Raw genomic sequence first — 21,608 nt, 5'->3', positions numbered from 1 at the left:
GCAGGACTCTGAGGGTAGAATTGGTCATGGCGTATCACCTCTGTTAATTGAGATTCTTCGCGGGAATCAATCAGCAGGATACGCCACCTTCTCTATCTCCCCCATACACCAGAAATCACCATAACTCGTTGAACAGCACCGCCTCCCGTTCCCGCTAATCATAAAAACCGAGCCAGATGCAGCCGCATCTGGCTCGGTTTTTATGTCTGCCTGTCACTCCTGCTCGCCGTCATCCATGGACCATGTCGGGCTCAGTTTCTAACCCCTGCCCGGTTCAATAGAGCTGACGGCGCATGCCGGTTGCCTCCAGAATTTTCGCGCTTATCTCCTCCACCGAATGAGAGCTGGTGTCGAGAAAGCGGATCGCCTCCTGGCGGAACAGCCGCTCCACACTCGCCAGCTCCTGCTCGCACTGCTCCAGCGATGAGTAGCGGCTGTTGGCGCGGCGCTGGTTGCGGATCTCGTGTAGCCGCAGCGGCGCTATGGTGAGGCCGAACAGCTTGTGGCGGTTGGCCTTGAGGGCGCTGGGCAAGTCCAGCGAGCCCATGTCCTGCTCGATGAAGGGGTAGTTGGCGGCCCGGATGCCAAATTGCAGCGCCAGATAGAGGCTGGTCGGGGTCTTGCCGCAGCGGGAGACCCCGATGAGAATGATGTCCGCCTCCTCATACTCCTTGGTGGTAATGCCGTCGTCGTTGGCCAGCGCGAAGTTCACCGCCTCGATGCGATCGTCATAGAGCTTGCGATTCTCCATGCCGTGAGTGCGATGCAGCCTGGGTTCGGCTTTGACCCCCAGCTCATACTCCAGCGGGCTGACGAAGGTGTTGAGAAAGTCGTGGCTGCTGGCCTGGGCCTTAAGCACCTCTTCACGTACCAGGGGGTCGACTATGGTGTGAAACAGGATGGGGCGTATCCCGGTCTGACGGAATTGCTCGTCGATACGCGCCCGCACCTGCCTGGCTTTGTCCTGCGTCTCCACGAAGGGGATGGTGATTTGCTCAAACACCAGCGGAAACTGGCTCAATACGGCGTGGCCGAACACCTCGGCCGTGATGGCGGTGCCGTCGGATACATAGAATACGGTGTGCACGATGCGCTCCTGTGATACGGGTTGGCGAGGTTGCGAGCAGTCAGTATCTCTCGAAACTATACCGATATTGTCAACCTATCTACTGTGCCCAAGTTGTGAAGTGGCTTGCAAACCTGAGTCGTTACCTTTTTGTGTTGGCATTGTAGAATGTCTGTGTCATTCGGCTATCCCCAAATCTTGCTCGGGGATTTTTTTGACAACAAATAGAAAACGTTTTCATATTCGTTGGCAACAGTAGAAACAGACAATAACGCATATAACTCACGCACATAATTTGGCGCAGAAGGTGCCATGGCACCCGAGCCCACCAACCTGGAGACATGCAAGTGCAACAGTACGTACTCTGGTACGAACAACTCGGAATGCAAGATGTAGAACGAGTTGGCGGCAAGAACGCATCCCTTGGCGAGATGATCAGCAACCTTTCAGGTGCCGGTGTATCCGTGCCGGGTGGCTTTGCGACCACGGCCTTTGCGTTTAACGAGTTTCTGGAGTTAAGCGGCCTTAACGGCAAGATCCATGATCTGCTCGATACCCTGGATGTGGACGACATCGCCGCCCTCAACCGGGCAGGTCAGCAGATCCGTGACTGGGTGATCGAAGCGCCGTTCCAGAGCGCGCTGGAGCAGGCGATCTGCGCGGCCTACGACAAGCTGAGTGCGGGTGTGGATGCCTCTTTCGCGGTGCGCTCCTCCGCCACCGCCGAGGATATGCCGGACGCTTCCTTTGCCGGTCAGCAGGAGACCTTCCTCAACGTACGCGGCATCGATGCCGTCATGATTGCCGTCAAGCATGTGTTTGCTTCACTGTTCAACGATCGCGCTATCTCTTATCGGGTGCATCAGGGGTATGACCACAAGGGCGTGGCGCTCTCGGCCGGGGTGCAGCGCATGGTGCGCTCGGATCTGGCTGCCTCCGGCGTCATGTTCACTCTGGATACCGAATCGGGTTTCAACGATGTGGTCTTCATCACAGGGGCCCAGGGGCTGGGCGAGATGGTGGTGCAGGGGGCCGTCAACCCGGATGAGTTTTATGTGCACAAACCAACCCTCAGGGGCGGGCGTCCTGCCGTGGTGCGCAAGACGCTCGGCTCGAAACTTATCAAGATGACCTACTCGGACGATGCCGGTCACGGCCGTCAGGTGAAGATAGTCGACACGACCGAGGCCGAGCGCAGCCGCTTTTGCATCACGGATGAGGAGGTGATGGCGCTGGCGAAACAGGCGCTCATCATAGAGCAGCACTACGGTCGCCCCATGGATATCGAGTGGGCCAAAGATGGACAGGATGGCCAGCTCTACATAGTGCAGGCGCGTCCCGAGACGGTGCGCAGCCGCCAGGAGGCCAACACCCTCGAACGTTTTGCACTCAAACAGGCGGGCAAGGTGCTGATCGAGGGGCGTGCCATTGGCCACAAGATTGGCGCAGGCCCGGCGCGGGTCATCTCCTCCATCCGCCAGATGGACGAGGTTCAGCCCGGCGATGTACTGGTCACCGACATGACGGATCCTGATTGGGAGCCCATCATGAAGCGGGCCTCAGCCATCGTCACCAACCGTGGCGGGCGCACCTGTCACGCCGCCATCATCGCCCGCGAGCTGGGTATTCCGGCGGTGGTGGGTTGCGGCAACGCCACCGATCATATTGCCCCGGGTCAGCTCATTACCGTCTCCTGTGCGGAAGGGGATACCGGCTTCATCTATGATGGCGAACTCGATTTCGATGTGGCTGTGACCGAGGTGGGCAACATGCCACGTCTGCCCATCAAGATAATGATGAACGTCGGTAATCCGGACCGGGCGTTTGATTTTGCCCAGTTGCCCAATGCCGGTGTGGGCCTGGCGCGGCTCGAATTCATCATCAACCGCATGATTGGCGTGCACCCCAAGGCCTTGCTGGAGTTCGACCAGCAGAGCCCTGAACTGCAGGCCACCATCGCTAAGATGATCGCCGGTTACGACAGCCCGCGGGAGTTCTACGTCGCAAAGCTGACCGAGGGGATCGCCACCCTGGGCGCCGCCTTCTGGCCGGAGCGGGTCATAGTGCGGATGTCGGACTTCAAGTCCAACGAGTACGCTAATCTGGTGGGCGGTCGTGGCTACGAGCCCCACGAGGAGAACCCGATGATCGGTTTTCGTGGCGCGTCACGCTACATAGCCGACAGCTTCCGTCCCTGCTTTGCCCTCGAGTGCGAGGCAATCAAGCGGGTGCGCGATGTGATGGGGCTGACCAACGTCGAGGTGATGATCCCCTTTGTGCGCACCGTGGGCGAGGTGGAGCAGGTGATCGACATCCTGGCCGAGAACGGTCTGCGCCGTGGCGAGCGGGGGCTCAAGGTGATCATGATGTGCGAGATCCCGAGCAACGCCCTGCTGGCGGACAAGTTCCTCGAGCATGTGGACGGCTTCTCTATCGGTTCCAATGACATGACCCAGCTCACCCTTGGGCTGGACAGGGATTCCGGGCTGATTGCCCACCTGTTTGACGAGCGCGACGAGGCGGTCAAGGCGTTGCTGTCGATGGCTATCCAGGCTGCGCGCAAGGCGGGCAAGTATGTCGGCATTTGTGGCCAGGGCCCATCCGATCACCCGGATTTCGCCGCCTGGCTGGTCGAGCAAGGCATAGACTCTGTGTCCCTCAACCCGGATACAGTAGTCGATACCTGGCTCTATCTGGCTGAGCAGCACAAGGCTGGCTGAACCTCGTCGGTGCCAGCCTGAAAAGAATAAAAATGGCGCCCCATATGGCTAATGCAAGTCAGTTAAGAGAGTTTGAGTCCCAACCTGCTAGGTATAAGGGCTAAAGAGTGAGGGAGGCATGATGCCTCCCTCTTTTTATTGGATGCCAGTCAGGGCAGAGGTTTCAGCCCAGTTGACGCCGCATAGCACAGCTCCTGTTATTCAAAATTTCGAATATTAAGTCATAAAAGTGCTTGACTGACTGGCATGAGGCCAGCGGCCCCCTCTGTGTTTGCAAGATATCTCGGGTCTGTCAGCGCAAGGGCTGGCTCACTTTGGCCGCTTCAGTGCGCCAGCCAGTTCGATCTGTACCCTGACTCCTTGCTGTCTGAGCTGGGTTGCGATGGCGTTCAGATCCTTACCGGGCTTGGCCTCCAGCAGGGCGATGCCGCCGCTGCTCTGTTTGAACTGCAGGCCGTGGTGGCTCGCCAGCGCCTTGGCCCGATCGTCATCGGCCTCCACCAGCAGGGTGCCGCTGACGGTCAGCTCAGGGCTGGCGACCCCTTGTAACAGGACGTCGCCGCTGCGCAGGGGCTGCTGTGGCACCTTGCCATCCAGGCTGCGGGCGACCCGTTTCTTGCTGCCGTTATCCAGCGTCAGGTAGGTCTGACCATTCACCTCTATGGTGTTGTACTGCTTGCCATCGATCACCACCGACTCGTCGGCTGTTGCGTACAGACAGACCGAGGCCAGCAGGCTTGCCAGGGTAAGGCTGAGTAAGCTGTGTTTCATGTTAAGACTCCTCTGTGATCAGGAACGGGCTGCATCGTGACCGAGTACCCGCAGGGACCAGTCGAGCAGTTGACCCGGTTGGCTGTTGTTGCGCTCGGTCAGGGTGCTGCGGGTGTTGGTTCTGAGATTGAGCAGCGAGACTTGGCGGGTGCCATTGGCCACGTCAGTCACCTCCAGGTGCCACTTGCCCTGAGCCGGCTCGCCGTAGAACTTGTGGGAGAGCATGCGCATATCACGCAACCCCTTGGTGCGCACATACCCCAGCCGCTGCCGGTCGAGGGATTGTCCCACCAGGCTGTTATTGGGGTTGAGCAGCACGCTGCGGGTGCCGGATGGCGAGACCAGTTCGATCAGCAGATCGGGCAGCCGCTGGTGATCCAGGCTCACCATCACCTGCACGGCCTCGACCGTCAATGGCTGGTCGATCACGGTGCTGGAGCGGGTCGGGCTGCTGCCCACATCCGGGATGGCGCCGGCGACGCTATCCTCAACCGTCACCTTCTGCCACGGCAACTGCACCAGTGGCGGCAGCGGATCGTGGCTGGCGGCCTGGGCCAGGGTCTTGTTCACATCCACCAGGCCGAAACCATAGGTCGGGCTGAACCAGAGGCCGGCCGCGTTGCGCTCCCAGCCTTCCAGCGCCGTCACCTGGCGGCGCTGGCCGTCGGCGGCCGTGTAGCTTATCTGCACGGGCTCCTGATTGGCGTCGAGTCGGGTGGCGTTGCGGGCCAGCAGGTCGCGCAAGTCGCGCACCGACAGGTCCGGATAGGCGGACATCAGCAGCGCCATGGCACCAGTGGTGTTCGGGGTGGCCGAAGAGGTGCCGTTCATCACACCGTTGTAGCCGCAGCTGGCATCGAGTTGCGGGTTGTTGTGCAGCCGGTTGGTGCTGGGATCGTCTACCCGGTTGTAACCCATGTCACATCCGGGCAGATCCGTGGTCACCATGGCGGGTGTATCCGTGCCCTGTTCCCCGCCGGGGGCGCTCAGAAACACATTGCTGCCGATGCTGGAGTAGGAGGATCGCACCCCGTCCGCGTTGATGGCGCTCACCACCAGGTTCCAGAAGTTGCTGTTGGAGGGATCGATGTTGCTGTTCTCAAATGGCAGCTTTGGCATGTCGCCGGTGCGGTTGAGCACATAGCTGCCGGAGGCAATCCGGTTGAAGCCGTTACCAGCCGCCTTGATATAGGCCGCACCTTGCGCCTGAAGGGTCAGTTGCTCGAACAGGCGATCGAGCTGCACCTGATCCAGCTCGTTGGCCCCTTCTGGATCGACCAGACTCGTGCCGTAGCTCTGGTTGAAGACCCGGTTGTCTGCGGTGACGGCGTTGCCGCCGAGGGCATAGAGCCAGTCCTTCTGCAACTGCTGGCTGTTGTCATCGAGCAGGTTAAAGCCCTGCAATTGGGCGCGGGGGGCCACCCCCAGGGTACCTATGGTGTTGTCTACCGCGGCTATGATGCCGGATATCGAAGTGCCGTGGGCACTGTCCGGATCGGTCGGGGTCGGATCGCTGCTGCCGGTCACCACATTTTTGGAACCGGGGCGCACATTGTCGGCCAGATCCGGGTGCGCTATGGCGATGCCATCGTCCACCACGGCCACATTGATGCCCTGACCCAATACCTCGGTGCGGTGTGCCCACCAGAGGTTGAGGTCATTGCCCGCCACGCCGCCGCGTTTGCTGAAGGCATCCTGGCCGCTGTTGAGCAGGTGCCACTGCTGGTCCTGCAGGGGATTGATGCCGGGCAGACAACGGTCTGCGCTGCTGCGACCGGTATCGAGTCCAGCCTCTTTGCCGGTGAGCGGGGTACAACTCTCATTAGCCTGAACTGAAGCGATAGGCATGGCCGAGAGCAGGGCCGAAATTGCCAACGCTAACGATGTTTTTCTCATTAATAAACTCCATTTTATACCGCACCATCCTGGGTACGGCTGGCATCTATACACGGGAAAAACAGAGCCAAAAAGCGCTCATTTCTGATCTGAGATAAGGCTCAAAAAAATCCCATCACAAACCCGTTTCAAACCATATGGGGGTTCCAGCGATTCACTTTATGTGCACTTTTGAGAGCTTTGTCAGTGGATAGCCGTTGATGTTTTCTTTAGCGGTCAACATGTCTTAACCCTTGCTGTGGCTTTGGGAGGGAGCGGATGTGGCTCATCCCCACGCTGTCGGCATGGCAGGCTTGCCTGCCATGCCGACAGCGACCCGCCGCGTTGTGATCAAAGCCAGGATCGGGCGAAACGCCGGATGGCGGCCATCCCCCCGGCAGCGGCAGCCAACAGGGTTGAACGTCGGGCTTAGCTGCCGCTCGGTTAAGCTTGCCCTGTTTTGTTGCTTGGCGACGGGGAGGGGCTCTGTTATGGTGGCATTCATCAGCCGTTTGGATGGCTAGATGGTTGCAGCGAAGCCACCCTGGGTGGCAAGGGCCATCATAGGCCACCGTTTTGATCATATTGACAGGGAGTTTCATATGCAGCGTCGTTCCTTCTTCACCCTCTCCGCGCTGGCACTGTTGGCCAGCAGCCTGCCGTTTTCCGTTCTTGCCGCCGAGCCGGCCAAGAAGGAGATAGTGATTGGCACGACAGTCGGGGATTTTGCCGACATGGTGACAGACTCCATCAAGCCGCAGCTGGAGGCCAAGGGTTACAAGGTCAAACTGGTGGAGTTCACTGACTACGTGACCCCCAATATCGCGCTGGCGGATGGCTCGCTCGATGTAAATTGCTTCCAGCACAAACCCTATCTGGAGAGTTTTTCAAAAGACAGGGGCCTGTCGCTGGCTCCCATCACCCAGGTGCCGACCGGTCCCATGGGGCTCTACGCTGGCAAGTTGGGCGAGCTGAAGGCACTGAAAGAGGGGAGCACGGTTGCCATCCCCAACGACCCGACCAATCAGGCGCGGGCCCTGCTGATGCTGCAGGACCTGGGCTGGCTCACCCTCAAGGAGGGGATCAATCCGCTCAAGGCGAGTGAGTTTGATGTGGCGAAAAATCCGCACAATATCAAGCTGATCCAGCTGGAAGCTGCGCAACTGCCACGTTCGCGGGAGGATGTGGATTTCTCCGTCATCAACGGTAACTTCGCCGCCTCCAGCGGCATTGCGTTCAGCGAGGGGTTGTTCCTTGAGCGCAGCTACAACTTCATCAACTGGGTGGTGGTGAAAAGCGCCGATGCAGATCAGCCGTTTGCCAAGGACGTGGCGGCGGCCTACAACTCCGCCGAATTCAAGGCCTATGCCGCCAAGCGTTTCGTGGGTTACAAGTATCCCGAGGGCTGGCAGGGGCAGAGCGCCAGCAACTGAGCATGGCTATCGGTATGTGACGTTATCGCATAAACAAAAACGGGCACCAGAAGGTGCCCGTTTTTGTCGGCGTGGTCACAGGTGTCAGTAGCGACGTAGCCACCAGCGCGCGCCCAACAGGGCGGTCAGGCTGCCGAGCAGGGCGCTCGCCAGCACATCCTGCGGCCAGTGCATGCCGATCAGCATGCGCGACAGACCTATGCCCAGCGCCCATAGTGGCAGCAACCAGACCCCGGTGGGGGCGCGGGTCAGCCAGATCAGGCCGAAAAACTGGGCCAGGCTCATGGCGGCGATACTGTGGCCGGAGGGGAAGGCGTAGTTCACCTCTGCCTGCCAGTGGTTGCCGAGCCACTCGGGCAGGGCTAGCAAGAGGCTGGCCGCATGCACCTGCTCGCTGCGTACTTCCACCTTGCTGGCGTAGAACTGCTGGATGGCAGGGATCAGGTTCTGGCTCTCCAGCCAGAGCAGATAGGGGCGCGGCTCCTGGGTCAGGTGTTTGACCAGGCTCTTGATGGCCCAGTCGCCCGCCAGCACGGCAAACAGGGCGCCACCGAGGGCCAGCGTGGCGGGCAGGCCCAGTGCCAGCTTGTGTCGGGTCAGCAGCAAGAGGGCGGCGATGCTGACGGCGAGGCCGGGCAGATCCACCATGCGGGTAAGGGCGTAGGGCCACCACAACCAGCCCGATTGCAGGGAGTTGCTCATAAAGGGTTGCCAGGGCAGGCAGGTCAGCAGCAGCAGCGGCAGGATCAGGGCCGCGCTGAAACCAAGCGCCTGGCGGCGCGGCAACGAAGAGGTATGAGTTGGCATAACAGGGCTCGTAACGGGTGCGTGTAACAGAGGCAGATAAAAAAGAGGCGCCATTGTGCCAGCCTCGGCTTGTTGGTCAAGTCGCACCGGCCGGACTGTAACATGGGGTTACAAATGAGCGTAGCCCGGGCCGACCTGGCGGTGCGACTGTGGTGAAAGGGCATAGGCGAATATGCATCTGAAAATTCGGTTGGTTTGGGCTAGAATGGCGCGCCTGTGGCCGGTTGCGAAGTGAGAGAGCCCGATGAAGATCGTCGTTGATGAAAATATGCCCCATGCCCTTGAGTTATTTGCCGAATTTGGCGAGGTGATCCCCCTGTCAGGACGGCATATGCAGGCGGCGGATCTGCAAGATGCCGACGTGCTGCTGGTGCGCTCCGTGACCCGGGTCGATGCCGAACTCCTCGCCACCAGCCCGCGGCTCGGCTTCGTTGGCACCGCCACCATAGGCACGGATCACGTGGACAAGGCGCTGCTGGCCGAGCGGGACATCCCCTTCTTCAGCGCGCCCGGCTGCAACAAGTATTCGGTCGGCGACTATGTATTGAGTGCCTTGCTGGTGCTGGCCGAGCGCCACGAGCTTACCTTGCGCGAGATGAGCCTCGCCGTCATCGGCGCCGGCAACACGGGGGACTGTGTGGCGGGCAAGGCCGAGGCCCTCGGCATGCGGGTGCTGCGCTGCGATCCGCCGCGCGCTCGGGCCGCCGCGCAGGCGGGGGAGGCTGGGGCGTTTGTTGACTACCAGAGTGCCCTGGGTGCCGATATCGTCAGCTTTCACGTCCCCATCACCCGCGAGGGGCCGGATGCCACTTTCCACCTGCTGGATGAGCAGGTGATCGCCGCGCGACCTGCCGGACAGATCCTGATCAATGCCTCCCGTGGCGAGGTGTGGGACAACCAGGCGCTGCTCGCTCGCCAGCAGGGGCCGCAGCCCCTGCGACTGGTGATGGATGTGTGGGAAGGGGAGCCCGAGCCACTGCGGGCCCTGGTGCCCCATACCGAGATAGCGACTCCTCACATCGCAGGCTACAGCCTGGAGGGCAAGGCGCGCGGTACCTGGATGCTCTATCAGGCGCTGTGCCAGCAGCTGGGGCGCACGCCGCGCCAGGATCTGCAATCCTTGTTGCCAGTCCCCGAGGTGCGCGCTCTGACACCGGGTCAACCGGCGGATCAGGCGTTGATTAAGCAGCTGGTGCAACTTATTTATGACGTGCGTCGCGACGATGCCCGTTTTCGTAACCGGATTGAGGTGCCCGGCAGTTTCGATGAGCAGCGCAAACACTACCCAGAGCGGCGCGAGCTATCCTCGTTGCAGGTCTGCGGCCCGTTTGCTGGCGATACTCTGGCCCGGCTCGGCTTTGGCATTCAGGCCGAGTGAGCCGACTCAATCCCTAGTTCAACACCAGAAAATGGGCGGACTCGGTGCCGCCCTTGTCCGGTTTGGCATGATGCCAAATCCCCTATCGGGCAGGTCAGCCTGCCAACTGTGATGCCAGCGTGCGTCAGCGACACCATGGATAGCGGCTGTTAACCGGCGCTATCCATGGGTAATTCCACAGGAGAGAATATTAGTGAGTCAGCAATTCAACGTAGCGGTATTGGGCGCCAGCGGCGCCGTGGGTCAGGCCATGATCGAAATTCTGGAGGAGCGCGCCTTCCCGGTAGGCACCCTCTATCCGCTGGCCTCCAGCCGCAGTGCCGGTGATACGGTGCGCTTTGGTGGCAAGAACCTCGAGATCAAGGACGTGGAAGAGTTTGACTGGAGCCAGGTGCAGATAGCGCTTTTCTCCGCCGGGGGCGAGGTCTCTGCCAAGTGGGCGCCGATTGCTGCCGAGCACGGCTGCATCGTCATCGACAATACCTCCTGCTTCCGTTACGACGCAGACATCCCGCTGGTGATCCCGGAAGTGAACCCAGACGCGTTGGCGGATTTTCGTAACCGCAACATCATCGCTAACCCGAACTGCTCCACCATCCAGATGCTGGTTGCGCTCAAGCCACTGCACGACGAAGTAGGCATAGCCCGTATCAACGTGGCGACCTACCAGTCCGTCTCCGGCTCCGGCAAGGAGGGGGTGAGCGAGCTGGCCGGCCAGACCGCGCAGCTGCTCAACGGTCGTCCGGTGGAGCCGACCCTCTACCCGCAACAGATAGCTTTCAACCTCATTCCGCAGATCGACAGCTTCACCGACAACGGCTACACCCGTGAAGAGATGAAGATGGTGTGGGAAACCCAGAAGATCCTGGGCGATGCCAGCATAGCGGTGAACCCCACCTGCGTACGGGTGCCTGTGTTCTACGGTCACGCCGAGGCGGTCCACGTCGAGTTGCACCAGCCGCTGGATGCGGATCAGGTCAAGGAGCTGCTGCGCAATGCTCCGGGCGTTACCCTGTTTGATGACGACGCGGATTATCCGACCCCGGTGCGCGACGCCACCGGCAAGGATGAGGTGCTGGTCGGCCGGGTCCGTCAGGATATTTCTCACCCGAGTGGTATCAATATGTGGATCGTGGCCGATAACGTTCGTAAGGGCGCTGCGACCAACAGCGTACAGATTGCCGAACTGCTGGTGCGCGATTACCTCTGATCGACTGACCAGATGGGGAAGGAGTCCCATCTGGCGTGAAACCTGCCACCCCCATGGGGCGTGGATGTGACCGGGGCCGCACTCTATGGCCCCGAGAATTTTTCGTGATATCAACTGATTAAGTTTTTTCCTACACTCACAAACACATTGGGTGCTAAATGTGTCGGATTGCTGGCTTGCACCCTGAGCCTGATTTATATTGAACCGACTGTTTTGGGGTAACTATCCAGATTTTTCAATGCGATAGGGCCGTCATACGAAGGAACGAATATGGGACATTCCCGCATAACATTGGCAACGCTACTCGCATTGGGTCTGCTGGGCACCGCTCAGGCTGAAGACTCGGCGCGGGAGCCTTTTTTTGTTGAGATCAAGGGTCCGGACGAACCGGCTCGGCCTGCCGTCAATGCCCAGCCGTTGGCACAACCCGTCACCGCTCCCCGCGCCACGTCCCAACCCAGCCAAGCCAGGGTCCAGCCCATAGTGCGGCAGGTTGCGACCAGCAATGCCGGCAGTTATGGCCCGATCCGTCCCAACGATACCCTCTGGAGCCTGGCGAGCAGGCATCGCCCCTCCAACAAGGTGAGCGTCTACCAGACCATGGTGGCGATCTACGAGAAGAATCCCCGCAGCTTTGCCGATGGCAACATCAATCACATACTGGTGGGATCCCGCATTCAGCTGCCAACCGCCGCCGAGGCCAGCGTCATCACGGATGCGCAGGCTCGCCAGCGTTTCAACAGCGACAACGCCAGCTGGAAAGGGTTGAGCCCGAAATACCTGGCCAACAAACATGCCCAACCGGCCAAGCCGGCTGAAACCAAGGTTGCCGCCGCGCCTGCCAAGGCGACTGCGCCCAAGGCCGCACCCATTCCGGCCCCCGTGCTCAAGGTGACCACGCCGCAACCGACCACCGAAGTCAAAGAGATTGCCAAGGCGGCCGAACCCGTGCCAAGCCAGGCAGCTGCAACCAGCGCCGCCAGTGCGAGCGCACCGGCTCCGCTGTCGGCCGATGTGGGTAAACCGGTCGGCAAGCCCTCCACCGAGATGGCGCTGGCGCTGGAAGATGCCAATGCCCAGCTTGGCCAGGTCACTGAGATGAACCACAGGCTCAAGCTGCGCCTGCAATCCCTGACCGAAGAGGTGGAGATCCTCAAGGCCCAGCTGCTGGATCAGACTGCGCTGCAAAAAGAGATTGCCGAGCTCAAAGCCAAACCGGTTCCGCCGGTGGCGGCCCCCGAGCCCAAGCAAAACTGGCTGATGGACCTGCTCGCCTCACCGCTCAACCTTGCGATGATCATATTGCTGCCCGTGCTGCTGGTGCTGGCGCTGGTCACGCTCTGGCTGCGTTCCCGTGCCCGCCGCGAGCTGGAGGAGCAGGAGAAAAGCCTGTCTGAATCCACCTCCATGGTCATGGATCAGGAGAGCGGCGAATTTGACGAGCTGATGACGGTCGGCATCACGGACGAGGAGCCGATGCGACCGAGACCGGATCTCAACACGCCTGAGGGTTATATGGCAGTTGCAGAGCCAGAGGCACCGGCCGATCTGGTGTTCAGCGATGATGGCGAGACGGATCTGGCCAGCTTCGAGCCGGAACCTGCGCCCAAGATGGCCATCCGAGACCCGGATCTGGTGCCCGAGTTGGATCTAGGCCATGACGAGGCCATTGAGCTTGATGCCGGACCGGATCTCGATCTCGCCAACGAGTTCAACCCGCCCAAGGGCGGTCATGAGATCATGAGCGAAGAGGAGCTGCAGGCAGCGCTGTTTGCCGAGCTGGACGACGACCTTGCCGCCGATCTGGAACTGGATGCTAACGATGACGGCCAGCCGGATGCCGAGCCTGTGGTCAGCGACGAGGAGCTTGACCTGAGCGCCTTTACCGAGCCCGCCTCTGGCAAGGGCGGTGCACAGCAGAGCGCTGCCGATACCAGCGCAGACGAGATGCTGGCAGAGCTGGGGTTGGCGTCAGCCAAGGGCAAGGCGGTCGAGCCGGATCTCGAGTGGGATCCCAGCGAGCTGGCACTCTCCGATTTTGAAGATGCTTTCGCCGAGGTGGAATCCCATCAGGGTGACGTGACACCACGGGAGCAGGCGCAGGAGAGCGGCTATGTCGAGATCGACAAGCTGCTGGCCGATGCCGATGCCAGCACCACAGAGCCGGAGCCTTATCAGGGCTTCTCGCTGGATGTGGGGCTGGATGGTTTCCCCGAAGTGCTGCCGGAATCCACCGGGTTTGATGTGGATGCCGACGATGGTGGCGTGGGGGCCAAGCTGGATTTGGCCCGTGCCTACCTCGAGATCGATGACAAGGAGAGTGCCCGCGAACTGCTGCAAGAGGCGGCGGAGCAAGGCACGGATCACCAGCGTACCGAGGCCGAGAAGTTGCTCAAGCGGCTGGGGTAACCTTTGAATGGTGTGACCAAATAACGAAGGGCAGCCAGCAGGCTGCCCTTCTCTATTGGTGCCCTTTGTCGAGAGGGATGCGGTTTTTGGGACTTTTCACCCTGAGCGCGTATAATCCGACCCGTTTCTTTTACCGCTCTCCTTTCACCATAAGACAAGTGTTATCCATGCGAATTGCCCTAGGTATTGAATATGACGGTAGCCGGTATTTCGGCTGGCAGCGTCAGCGAGAAGTGATCAGCGTGCAGGCTGAGCTGGAGAAGGCCCTCAGCCGGATAGCCAACCACCCGGTTTCCATCCAGTGCGCCGGTCGTACCGATGCCGGCGTGCATGCCACAGGTCAGGTGATCCACTTCGATACCCACGCCATCCGCAGCGAGTCCGCCTGGACCCTGGGCCTGAACTCCAACCTGCCGCCGGATATCGCCGTGCGCTGGGTGCTGGCCGTGGACGAGACATTCCACGCCCGCTTCAGCGCCACCGCTCGTCGCTATCGCTATGTCATCTACAACCACAACTACCGCCCGGCGATCCTGGGCAGTGGCGTCAGCCACTATCACGAGACCATCGATGCCGAGCTGATGCACCAGGCGGGCCAGTCCCTGCTGGGGGAACAGGACTTCACCTCGTTTCGGGCCATTGGATGCCAGTCCAAGACGCCGTGGCGCAATGTGACGCACCTGTGCGTCAGCCGTCAGGGGCCTTATATCGTGCTGGATATCCGTGCCAACGCCTTCTTGCACCACATGGTACGCAACATTACCGGCTCCCTGTTGCTGGTGGGGCAGGGGCTCAAACCGGTGGAGTGGATTGCCGAACTGCTGGCCGCCAGGGATCGCAACCTGGCCGGGCCCACCGCCAAGGCGGGTGGACTCTATCTGGTTGACGTGGATTACCCGGCTGAACTGGCGCTGCCACGGTTGCCGCTCGGCCCGCTGTGGCTGCCGGACTCAGCACCGGGTACGACCAGTTTTTAGTAACTGGCCCCGAAAATTTGTGGTTTAATGATCCGTCATTTATTGCCATCGAGCTAGTAAGTCATTGAACAATCTAGGCTCGATGCGTTTTGTCAGGCACAAAAGCATTTAAGGAATTCCATGAGCTGGCTTGAGAAGATCCTTCCCAAGAGCAAGATCACTACACCTCGTCGTCACAACATTCCGGAAGGGGTGTGGACCAAGTGCAGTGCTTGTGAACAGGTGCTCTACCGGGCAGAGTTGGAGCGCAACCTCGAAGTGTGCCCCAAGTGTGATCATCATATGCGCATCAGCGCCCGTGCCCGTCTCGAGAGTTTTCTCGATGAGCAGGGCCGCACCGAGATCGGTGCCGAGCTGGAGCCGCAGGATATCTTGAAATTCAAGGATTCCAAGCGCTACAAGGATCGTTTGTCCGCCGCTCAGAAAGCGACGGGAGAGAAAGATGCGCTGGTGGTGATGAAGGGGACCCTCAAGGGGGTGCCGGTCGTCGCCTGTTCATTTGAGTTCTCCTTTATCGGGGGATCCATGTCCTCCGTGGTCGGTGCCCGTTTCGTGCGCGCCGTCGAGGAGAGCATCAAGGAAGGCCGCGGTCTGGTCTGCTTCTCCGCCTCTGGTGGTGCCCGCATGCAGGAAGCGCTCTTCTCCCTGATGCAGATGGCCAAAACCAGTGCGGCGCTGGACAGGCTCACCAAGGCTGGCCTGCCCTATATCTCCGTGCTGACCGACCCCACCATGGGGGGCGTCTCCGCCAGTCTGGCCATGCTGGGTGACATCAACGTGGGCGAGCCCAAGGCGTTGATAGGCTTCGCCGGTCCGCGTGTCATCGAGCAGACGGTGCGCGAGAAATTGCCGGAAGGCTTCCAGCGTTCAGAGTTCTTGCTGGAGAAGGGAGCCATCGATCTCATCATCGATCGCCGCGAGATGCGTAACCGTTTGGCCAGCCTGCTCGCCAAAATGCTGAATACTCACGTCATCGAAGAGTGAAGATGAGTTCAAACATGCAACAATCCCAAAGCCGGTCGCTGGTCGACTGGCTTTCTTATTTGGAGCAGATCCACCCGGTCAACATCGACATGGGGCTGGATCGGGTCGGTGCAGTCGCCCGTCGGATGGGCCTCACCCAATTGCCGTTCAAGGTGATCACGGTGGCGGGCACCAACGGCAAGGGCTCCAGCTGTGCCATGGCGGCCAGCATTCTGATGGCCGCGGGCTACAAGGTCGGCGTCTACTCCTCTCCCCATCTGCTGCGCTTTACCGAGCGGGTGCGCATCGACGGCGCCGAGCTGGCTGACGGTGATCACTGCACGGCGTTTGCCGAGGTGGAGGCGGCCCGTGGCGAGATAGCGCTCACCTTCTTCGAGTTCGCCACCCTGGCGGGTGTGTGGCTCTTCTGCCGCGCAGCGCCCGATGTGCTGCTGCTGGAAGTGGGGCTGGGCGGTCGGCTCGATGCCACCAATGTGGTGGAGTCCGACGTCGCCATGATCACCTCCATCGCACTGGATCACTGCGACTGGCTGGGGGATACCCGGGAAGCGGTGGCAGTGGAGAAGGCCGGTGTTTACCGCGCGGGCAAACCTGCTATCAGCGGCGAGCCCAACCCGCCTGCTACTATCGCCACCGAGGCGCAGCGCCTCGGTGCCTGTCTGCGTCAGGTGGGGGTCGACTTCTCTGGTAAAGAGCATGAGACCAGTTGGGATTACCACGGCCTCAACCAGTGGCGGGATCTGCCCAAGCCGATGCTGCCGCTGATGAACGCGGTGACTGTGCTGGCTGCGCTGGAGTCGCTGGGCTTGCCGTTGCCGGAGTCTGCCATCCGTGACGGGCTGGCCAATGCCCGGCTGGCTGGCCGGATGCAGCGGCTGCAAAGTGAGCCGCTGGTTATCGTCGATGTGGCCCACAATCCCCATTCGGCGGCCTACCTCGCCAGCCAGCTGCGTCAAATTCCCTGCACGGGCGTGCGCCGTGCCGTGGTCGGCATGCTGAAAGACAAGGACATGGCGGGGTCGCTGGCCGAGCTCGACGGCCTCATCAGTGAATGGTATCTGGCCAGCCTCACCGGCCCGCGCGCTGCCAGTGCCGAGCAGCTTGCTGCCGAGCTGGGAGAGGGCAAGGGGCCTGCCCTGCGCTGTGATGACGTCAGCACCGCCTATCAGGCAGCGTTGGCCGCATCGAGTCCTGATGATATGGTCATTGTGTTTGGTTCGTTTTACACTGTCGCCGACATCCTGGCGGGCACTGCGTCCTGATCGGCACTGGCGGGTTGAACGGCACGGCTTCGGGCCTGTTTTCCCGGGCCAAGCCTCTTCTGCACGTCATCGGCTAAGCAACATGGGTAGGAATTAACTTGGCTTCGAAGTTTCAGAACAGATTGGTAGGGACCGTCATCCTGGTGGCCCTGGTTGTCATTTTTCTGCCGGATCTGATGGACGGCCACAAGCTGGAGCAAAAGGAAGAGGCGTTTGCCAAGATCCCGCTGCGCCCCGAGCTTGAACCCGCCAAACCGGCGTTGCAGGTCTCTGCCGCCAGCGCCTTGCCGGCGGAACATCTGGCCAGCCAGCAGCAGGCTGCTGCCGCCGAGCAGTGGCAGGTCGAGGAGGTCTCGGATCCGGTCACGCTCGCGGCCAACAAGACTCCGGCGACGCAGACACCGCCACCCGCCACCAAGGCGGTGACTCAGCAGGTCGTCAAGCCCAAGCCCGAGCTGATCGTCAAGACGCCGGTCGAGCCGCCCAAGCCAAAGCCGGTACCGCCCAAGCCGGTGGAAGTGAAAAAACCGGTGGAGACCAAGCCGCAGGCGGGCCAGATCAAGTCGATGGATGACCTCATCGCCAGCAAGATGGCGCAGCCGACCACGCCGGCACCCGCTGCCGCCCCGGCTCAGGGCAGCTGGATCCTGCAGCTCGGTGCCTTCAAGAACGTCGACAGCGTCAACGCGCTGGTGGGCAAGTTGCGGGCGGCGGGCTACTCGGCCCACACCTCACCGAGAACGCCGGTGCAGGGGCAGCTCAACCGCGTCTTCATCGGACCGGATGTCTCCAAGGCCAAACTTCAGGGCATGCAGGGTCGCATCGGCCAGATGACGGGGCTCAGTGGTTCAGTGGTTGCCTACAACCCCTGAGGGTTCAAGCAGATAAAAAATACCGCGCTTCATTTTACAGATGGGCGCGGTATTTTTTTAGATGCATTTCACCGGTTTTGGCAGGCCACCTATCTTGGTGGCTTGCTTGGCGGGTCCTTCCGGAAACAGCTTGTAGAGATAGCGGCTATTGCCCTTCTCGGGGCCATACTGTTTCTCCATCGCCTTGACCAGGGCGCGAATGGCGGGGGAGGTGTTGAACTCCAGATAGAAGGCGCGCACGAAACGCACCACTTCCCAGTGGGGCTCCTCAAGCACTATGCCTTCCTGCTCGGCCAGCACCTGCGCCAGCTCCTCGCACCAATCGCTGCTGTTGAGCAGGTAGCCCTTGGCATCTGTTTCGATGCTGCGGCCGTTGAATGCCAGCTGATGTTTTTCAGACATAAGGGGCTCCTCGCAAAGGGGGCTATCAGGATTGGGCGGGCATGGTAGCGCCTTGCTCCCCGCTGAGCAACCGGCTCTCGTTGGCCAGGGTAAGCAATTCGTCTGCCAGCTGGCTGATGAGGGCGAGCTGCTGGGTCAGCATCAGCTGCTCCTCGCTGCTGTCCGGGGTGATGACAGGGCACTGGCCCTCGATCTGCGCCGGCATCTCCCCTGCCAGGTGACCGGCGGCGCGCTCCAGGGTATGGCTCAGGTGGCGGCTGATCTCGTCGAGCTCGCCTATGGCTTCCAGCTTGTCGCGATGGGCGCCCAGCGCCGAGATGTAGGAGAGCAGGGCGTGGTTGCGCCAAGTAAGGGTGAAGCAGAGATCGAGGAAGCGGCGACGCTTCTGCGGCTCCACCAGCATGCTCTGCCAGGCCATGGCCAGCTCGCTGTCGGCCAGATGGGCGCTCTTGCGGGCCACCCGGTAGTCGATGGATTCATCCCGTTGCTGTTGCAGACTGGCGAGCACGGCCGCCAGATAGCGGGCGTTGGCTGACAGGGAGTTGGCAATGAGCATCGGCAGCCGCTTGTACTGCCAGTCCGGCCACAGCCAGGCCACCAGGGCATAGGAGAGCAGGCAGCCAAGGAAGGTGTCGAGCATGCGCGGCCCCAGGATGGCAAAACCAATACCATCCAGCAGGTTGAATGCCATCAGCACATAGAGGGTGATGAAGCAGACGGCGGCGCTGTAGTTGCTGCGCACCTGGGTGAAAAACAGGAAGGCGGCCAGCCCCATTACCACCAGCTGGACGTGCAGTTCGGGGAACAGCCAGAGCACGGGGATCCCCACCAGCAGGCCGGCGAAGGTGCCGAGCATGCGCTGCACCAGCCGGCGACGGGTGGCACTGTAGCTCGGCTGGCAGACGAACAGTACCGTCAGCAGGATCCAGTAACCCTTGTCCAGATTGAATGCTTGCAGTATGCCGTAGCCCACCACCAATCCGAGCGACAGGCGCAGGGCGTGGCGAAACACCATGGAGTTCGGGGTCAGATGCTGCTTGAGTTGGGTCAGCAGCGGCAGGCGGGGCGGGCGCGCCAGGGCTGGCAGGCTAGCCTGTGCCAGGGTCGGGTTTTGTAGCTCCTCGGCACTGGCCAGCAGCTGGTTGATGCTGGCCAGGTTACGGCGCAGGAACTTCATCGGCGTCAACAGTGTCTTGGGATAGTGCTGCTTGAGGTGGGTGAACTCCAGCTGATCGCCGAGGGCCTCCAAAGTCCAGTGGATGCGCTTGTTGTGGGCGTAGGGCTTGTGCACCAGGATGGCGTAACCGAGCCGCTGGCACGCCTCCGATAGTTGCAGGAACACCTCCTGAAATCCATCGAGGACGATTCCTTGCTTTAGTTCGGCTTCCAGCTTGCTGTAGGGGTAGTGGCTGGAGGTGGCCCGCTCGTGGATCTCCAGCGCCAGCAGGTAGAGGCGCAGCAGGCTGGCAAGCTCGGGCGCCGCCTGATGACGGGTGCTCAGGCGGGCGTTGAGTGCCGACTTGGTGAGGGTCAGCGCATTGACCAGATTGATGTTGAGCTGGGCCAGATTGTGGCGAATGGCCTGGGCGCCGTGTTCGTCCGCCGGAAAGAAGCGGGATTTCTCCAGTAAATAGCGACCGAGGGCAAAGTAGCTCTGGGCAAGCTGCTCGTGCAACGTCTTATAGGGCAGCAGCCAGAGCCAGATGAGGGAGACCAGGCCGTACCAGAGTGCGCCCGCGCCGAGCGCCAGCGGCTGGTAGAAGAGATCAGGCGCCTTGGCGGCCCCCAGCATGGTGTAGATGGCGATGAGCAGGGAGCCGAAGCTGATGGTGGCGTACCGCTGACCGAGGGCCCCCACCATCACAAAGATGAAGGTCGACCCGGCCAGCCCAAGGGTAAACAGCCAGGGTGTCGGGAAGAGGTACTGCACGCAGAAGGAGGCAAACAGGAAGCAGATCAGCGTCATACCGAGGTTCTTGACCCGGCCCCACAGGCTGTCGTCGGTTTCGGCAATGGCGCCGGCCACCACCCCGAGGGAGAGCAGCACTGTGAGCTGGATGTCGCCTGTTGCCAGGGTGAAGGCAAGCAGCCCCACCATGGCCAGCAACACCTTGAGGGCGAAATAGATGTGACTGTCAGTCAGCAGTCGGCGTAACAAACCGGAAAAGTCCATGGGCATGCTAGGCACCACCCTTGAGCGAAGCAAAATCGATGTGACTGTCAGTCAGTAGTCGGCGCAGCAGGCCAGAAAAATCCATCGGCATGAGACAAGAGCAACCCTTGAACGAAACGAGAACGGGATACTAACCCGCCAAGCGCGAAGCGGCCCTGATTTGGATCAGGGCCGCTTCGCTTCATATCCTTGATTTACAACTTATTCTGACAGAAATAGGCATCAATAAAAACCCCGCCGAAGCGGGGTTGTTTATCAGTTGCGGTTGCCGCCAAGCAGGCTCAACAGGCTCAGGAAGATGTTGTAGATGGAAACATACAGGGTCACGGTGGCAGAGATGTAGTTGGTCTCACCGCCCCGGATGATCTGCTGGGTGGTCAGCAGTATGGCACCGGAGGAGAACAGCATGAACATGGCGGACAGGGCCAGGCTCAGGGCGCTCATCTGCAGGAAGATGTTGGCGACCATGGCCACCAGCAGCACCCAGAAACCGACGAACAGCATGCCGCCGATGAAGGAGAGGTCACGTTTGGTGGTCAGGGCGTAGGCAGACAGACCAAAGAAGGTCAGCGCTGTGCCGCCCAGAGCCGTCATCACTATCTCACCACCACCATTGTTCATGTACATGTTGATGATGGGGCCCAAGCTGTAGCCGAGCAGGCCGGTCAGGGCGAAGGTGAACACCAGCCCCATGCCGTTTTCGCGGTTCTTTTGGGTCAGGAACATCAGACCGTACACACCGATAAGGAACACGGCCCAGTGCAGGGGCGGCATGTTCATCATGGTGGCAACCCCGGCCACAACGGCAGAGAAGCCAAGAGTGAGGGAGAGCAGCATATAGGTGTTGCGCAGTACCTTGTTGGTATCGCGAGCGGCACTCTGGGTGCCAGTAAGGATAGAACGGGTATCCATCTTGGGTGTCCTCTTGATTTCCGGTTGAGGCGGCAGATTCCGCTTCATTATAGTATTGTATGCACTGAAGGTGGGGATGACGAGCGCTGATTTCAAGCGCTATCCCAGCCCGTTGTCCCCCACTATCCCAGAACAAATATGTATTGCATATGAACAAGGGCTTGACGTAGTATGCTCGCCGTTCGGAGGGGTGGCAGAGCGGCTGAATGCACCGGTCTTGAAAACCGGCGATGGGCGACCATCCGTGGGTTCAAATCCCACCTCCTCCGCCATCTATATAGCCCAACTGATTGATTTGGTTGGGCTTTTTTGTATCTGTGATTTTTGTATACCACTCGGTGCGCCATTGAATGTTGG

The 21,608-nt window shown here is 60.6% G+C and carries 16 protein-coding genes and 1 tRNA gene; 10 read left to right on the top strand and 7 right to left on the bottom strand.

Translation table 11 applies throughout. The annotated features are described in order from the left end of the window. Positions 1-274: 274 nt before the first annotated feature. The gene (locus GWQ22_RS09710; protein ID WP_275930164.1) at positions 275-1,087 is read right to left on the bottom strand and encodes a pyruvate, water dikinase regulatory protein; all 813 of its coding nucleotides are present in this window, start codon (positions 1,085-1,087) and stop codon (positions 275-277) included. 320 nt (positions 1,088-1,407) lie between these two features. On the opposite strand from GWQ22_RS09710, the gene ppsA reads away from it, so the two are divergent. Next, a complete protein-coding gene (gene ppsA / locus GWQ22_RS09705) occupies positions 1,408-3,786 on the top strand; it encodes a phosphoenolpyruvate synthase (protein WP_212514515.1) in 2,379 nt (792 codons plus the stop codon). Between the two features lie 309 nt (positions 3,787-4,095). On the opposite strand, the gene GWQ22_RS09700 is transcribed toward ppsA, so the two are convergent. After that, positions 4,096-4,557, bottom strand: coding sequence for a hypothetical protein (locus GWQ22_RS09700; protein ID WP_275930163.1), 462 nt, complete (start codon positions 4,555-4,557; stop codon positions 4,096-4,098). Between the two features lie 18 nt (positions 4,558-4,575). Further along, on the bottom strand, positions 4,576-6,453 hold the full coding sequence (locus GWQ22_RS09695) for a S8 family serine peptidase (protein ID WP_275930162.1): 1,878 nt from the start codon (positions 6,451-6,453) through the stop codon (positions 4,576-4,578). Positions 6,454-7,034: 581 nt separating this feature from the next. On the opposite strand from GWQ22_RS09695, the gene GWQ22_RS09690 reads away from it, so the two are divergent. Next, positions 7,035-7,865 carry a MetQ/NlpA family ABC transporter substrate-binding protein gene (locus GWQ22_RS09690; protein ID WP_108537398.1) on the top strand — a complete coding sequence of 277 codons (831 nt, stop codon included), beginning with the start codon at positions 7,035-7,037 and terminating at the stop codon, positions 7,863-7,865. A gap of 84 nt (positions 7,866-7,949) precedes the next feature. On the opposite strand, the gene GWQ22_RS09685 is transcribed toward GWQ22_RS09690, so the two are convergent. Beyond that, positions 7,950-8,672 (bottom strand): phosphatase PAP2 family protein, encoded by a 723-nt coding sequence (locus GWQ22_RS09685; protein ID WP_275930161.1) that lies wholly within the window; start codon positions 8,670-8,672, stop codon positions 7,950-7,952. A 244-nt stretch (positions 8,673-8,916) separates the two neighbouring features. Between GWQ22_RS09685 and GWQ22_RS09680 the strand changes: the two genes are divergently transcribed. The 7 genes from GWQ22_RS09680 (at position 8,917) to dedD (ending at position 17,764) form a co-directional block, all read left to right on the top strand. Further along, entirely contained in the window at positions 8,917-10,050 is a 1,134-nt protein-coding gene (locus GWQ22_RS09680) for a 4-phosphoerythronate dehydrogenase (RefSeq protein ID WP_275930160.1), read from the top strand. A gap of 193 nt (positions 10,051-10,243) precedes the next feature. Next, entirely contained in the window at positions 10,244-11,260 is a 1,017-nt protein-coding gene (locus GWQ22_RS09675; protein WP_042037878.1) for an aspartate-semialdehyde dehydrogenase, read from the top strand. A gap of 270 nt (positions 11,261-11,530) precedes the next feature. After that, positions 11,531-13,669 (top strand): FimV/HubP family polar landmark protein, encoded by a 2,139-nt coding sequence (locus tag GWQ22_RS09670; RefSeq protein WP_275930159.1) that lies wholly within the window; start codon positions 11,531-11,533, stop codon positions 13,667-13,669. 167 nt (positions 13,670-13,836) lie between these two features. Beyond that, positions 13,837-14,646, top strand: a complete 810-nt coding sequence (gene truA / locus GWQ22_RS09665) for a tRNA pseudouridine(38-40) synthase TruA (protein WP_108537559.1) — start codon at positions 13,837-13,839, stop codon at positions 14,644-14,646. Between the two features lie 120 nt (positions 14,647-14,766). Then, positions 14,767-15,630: an acetyl-CoA carboxylase, carboxyltransferase subunit beta gene (accD, locus tag GWQ22_RS09660; protein WP_042037884.1), complete on the top strand. Its 864-nt coding sequence runs from the start codon at positions 14,767-14,769 to the stop codon at positions 15,628-15,630. A 2-nt stretch (positions 15,631-15,632) separates the two neighbouring features. Beyond that, the gene (gene folC / locus GWQ22_RS09655) at positions 15,633-16,892 is read left to right on the top strand and encodes a bifunctional tetrahydrofolate synthase/dihydrofolate synthase (protein ID WP_275930158.1); all 1,260 of its coding nucleotides are present in this window, start codon (positions 15,633-15,635) and stop codon (positions 16,890-16,892) included. Positions 16,893-16,990: 98 nt separating this feature from the next. Then, entirely contained in the window at positions 16,991-17,764 is a 774-nt protein-coding gene (gene dedD, locus GWQ22_RS09650) for a cell division protein DedD (protein WP_042037886.1), read from the top strand. Between the two features lie 57 nt (positions 17,765-17,821). Here the strand turns inward: dedD and GWQ22_RS09645 are convergent, their stop codons facing one another. The 3 genes from GWQ22_RS09645 to GWQ22_RS09635 form a co-directional block, all read right to left on the bottom strand. Next, the gene (locus tag GWQ22_RS09645) at positions 17,822-18,166 is read right to left on the bottom strand and encodes a TusE/DsrC/DsvC family sulfur relay protein (RefSeq protein WP_042037888.1); all 345 of its coding nucleotides are present in this window, start codon (positions 18,164-18,166) and stop codon (positions 17,822-17,824) included. Positions 18,167-18,191: 25 nt separating this feature from the next. Then, positions 18,192-20,345: a YccS family putative transporter gene (gene yccS, locus GWQ22_RS09640; RefSeq protein ID WP_275930157.1), complete on the bottom strand. Its 2,154-nt coding sequence runs from the start codon at positions 20,343-20,345 to the stop codon at positions 18,192-18,194. 249 nt (positions 20,346-20,594) lie between these two features. Next, entirely contained in the window at positions 20,595-21,251 is a 657-nt protein-coding gene (locus GWQ22_RS09635; RefSeq protein ID WP_042037891.1) for a Bax inhibitor-1/YccA family protein, read from the bottom strand. Between the two features lie 184 nt (positions 21,252-21,435). On the opposite strand from GWQ22_RS09635, the gene GWQ22_RS09630 reads away from it, so the two are divergent. Next, positions 21,436-21,523, top strand: a tRNA-Ser gene (locus tag GWQ22_RS09630). The last annotated feature ends 85 nt before the right edge of the window (positions 21,524-21,608 follow it).

It is taken from the genome of Aeromonas sp. 1HA1 (genome assembly GCF_029237385.1).
In the GTDB taxonomy this organism is placed as follows: domain Bacteria; phylum Pseudomonadota; class Gammaproteobacteria; order Enterobacterales; family Aeromonadaceae; genus Aeromonas; species Aeromonas popoffii.
The sequence above is the reverse complement of the archived record's forward strand: the minus strand, read 5'-3'. Positions and strand labels throughout refer to the sequence as shown.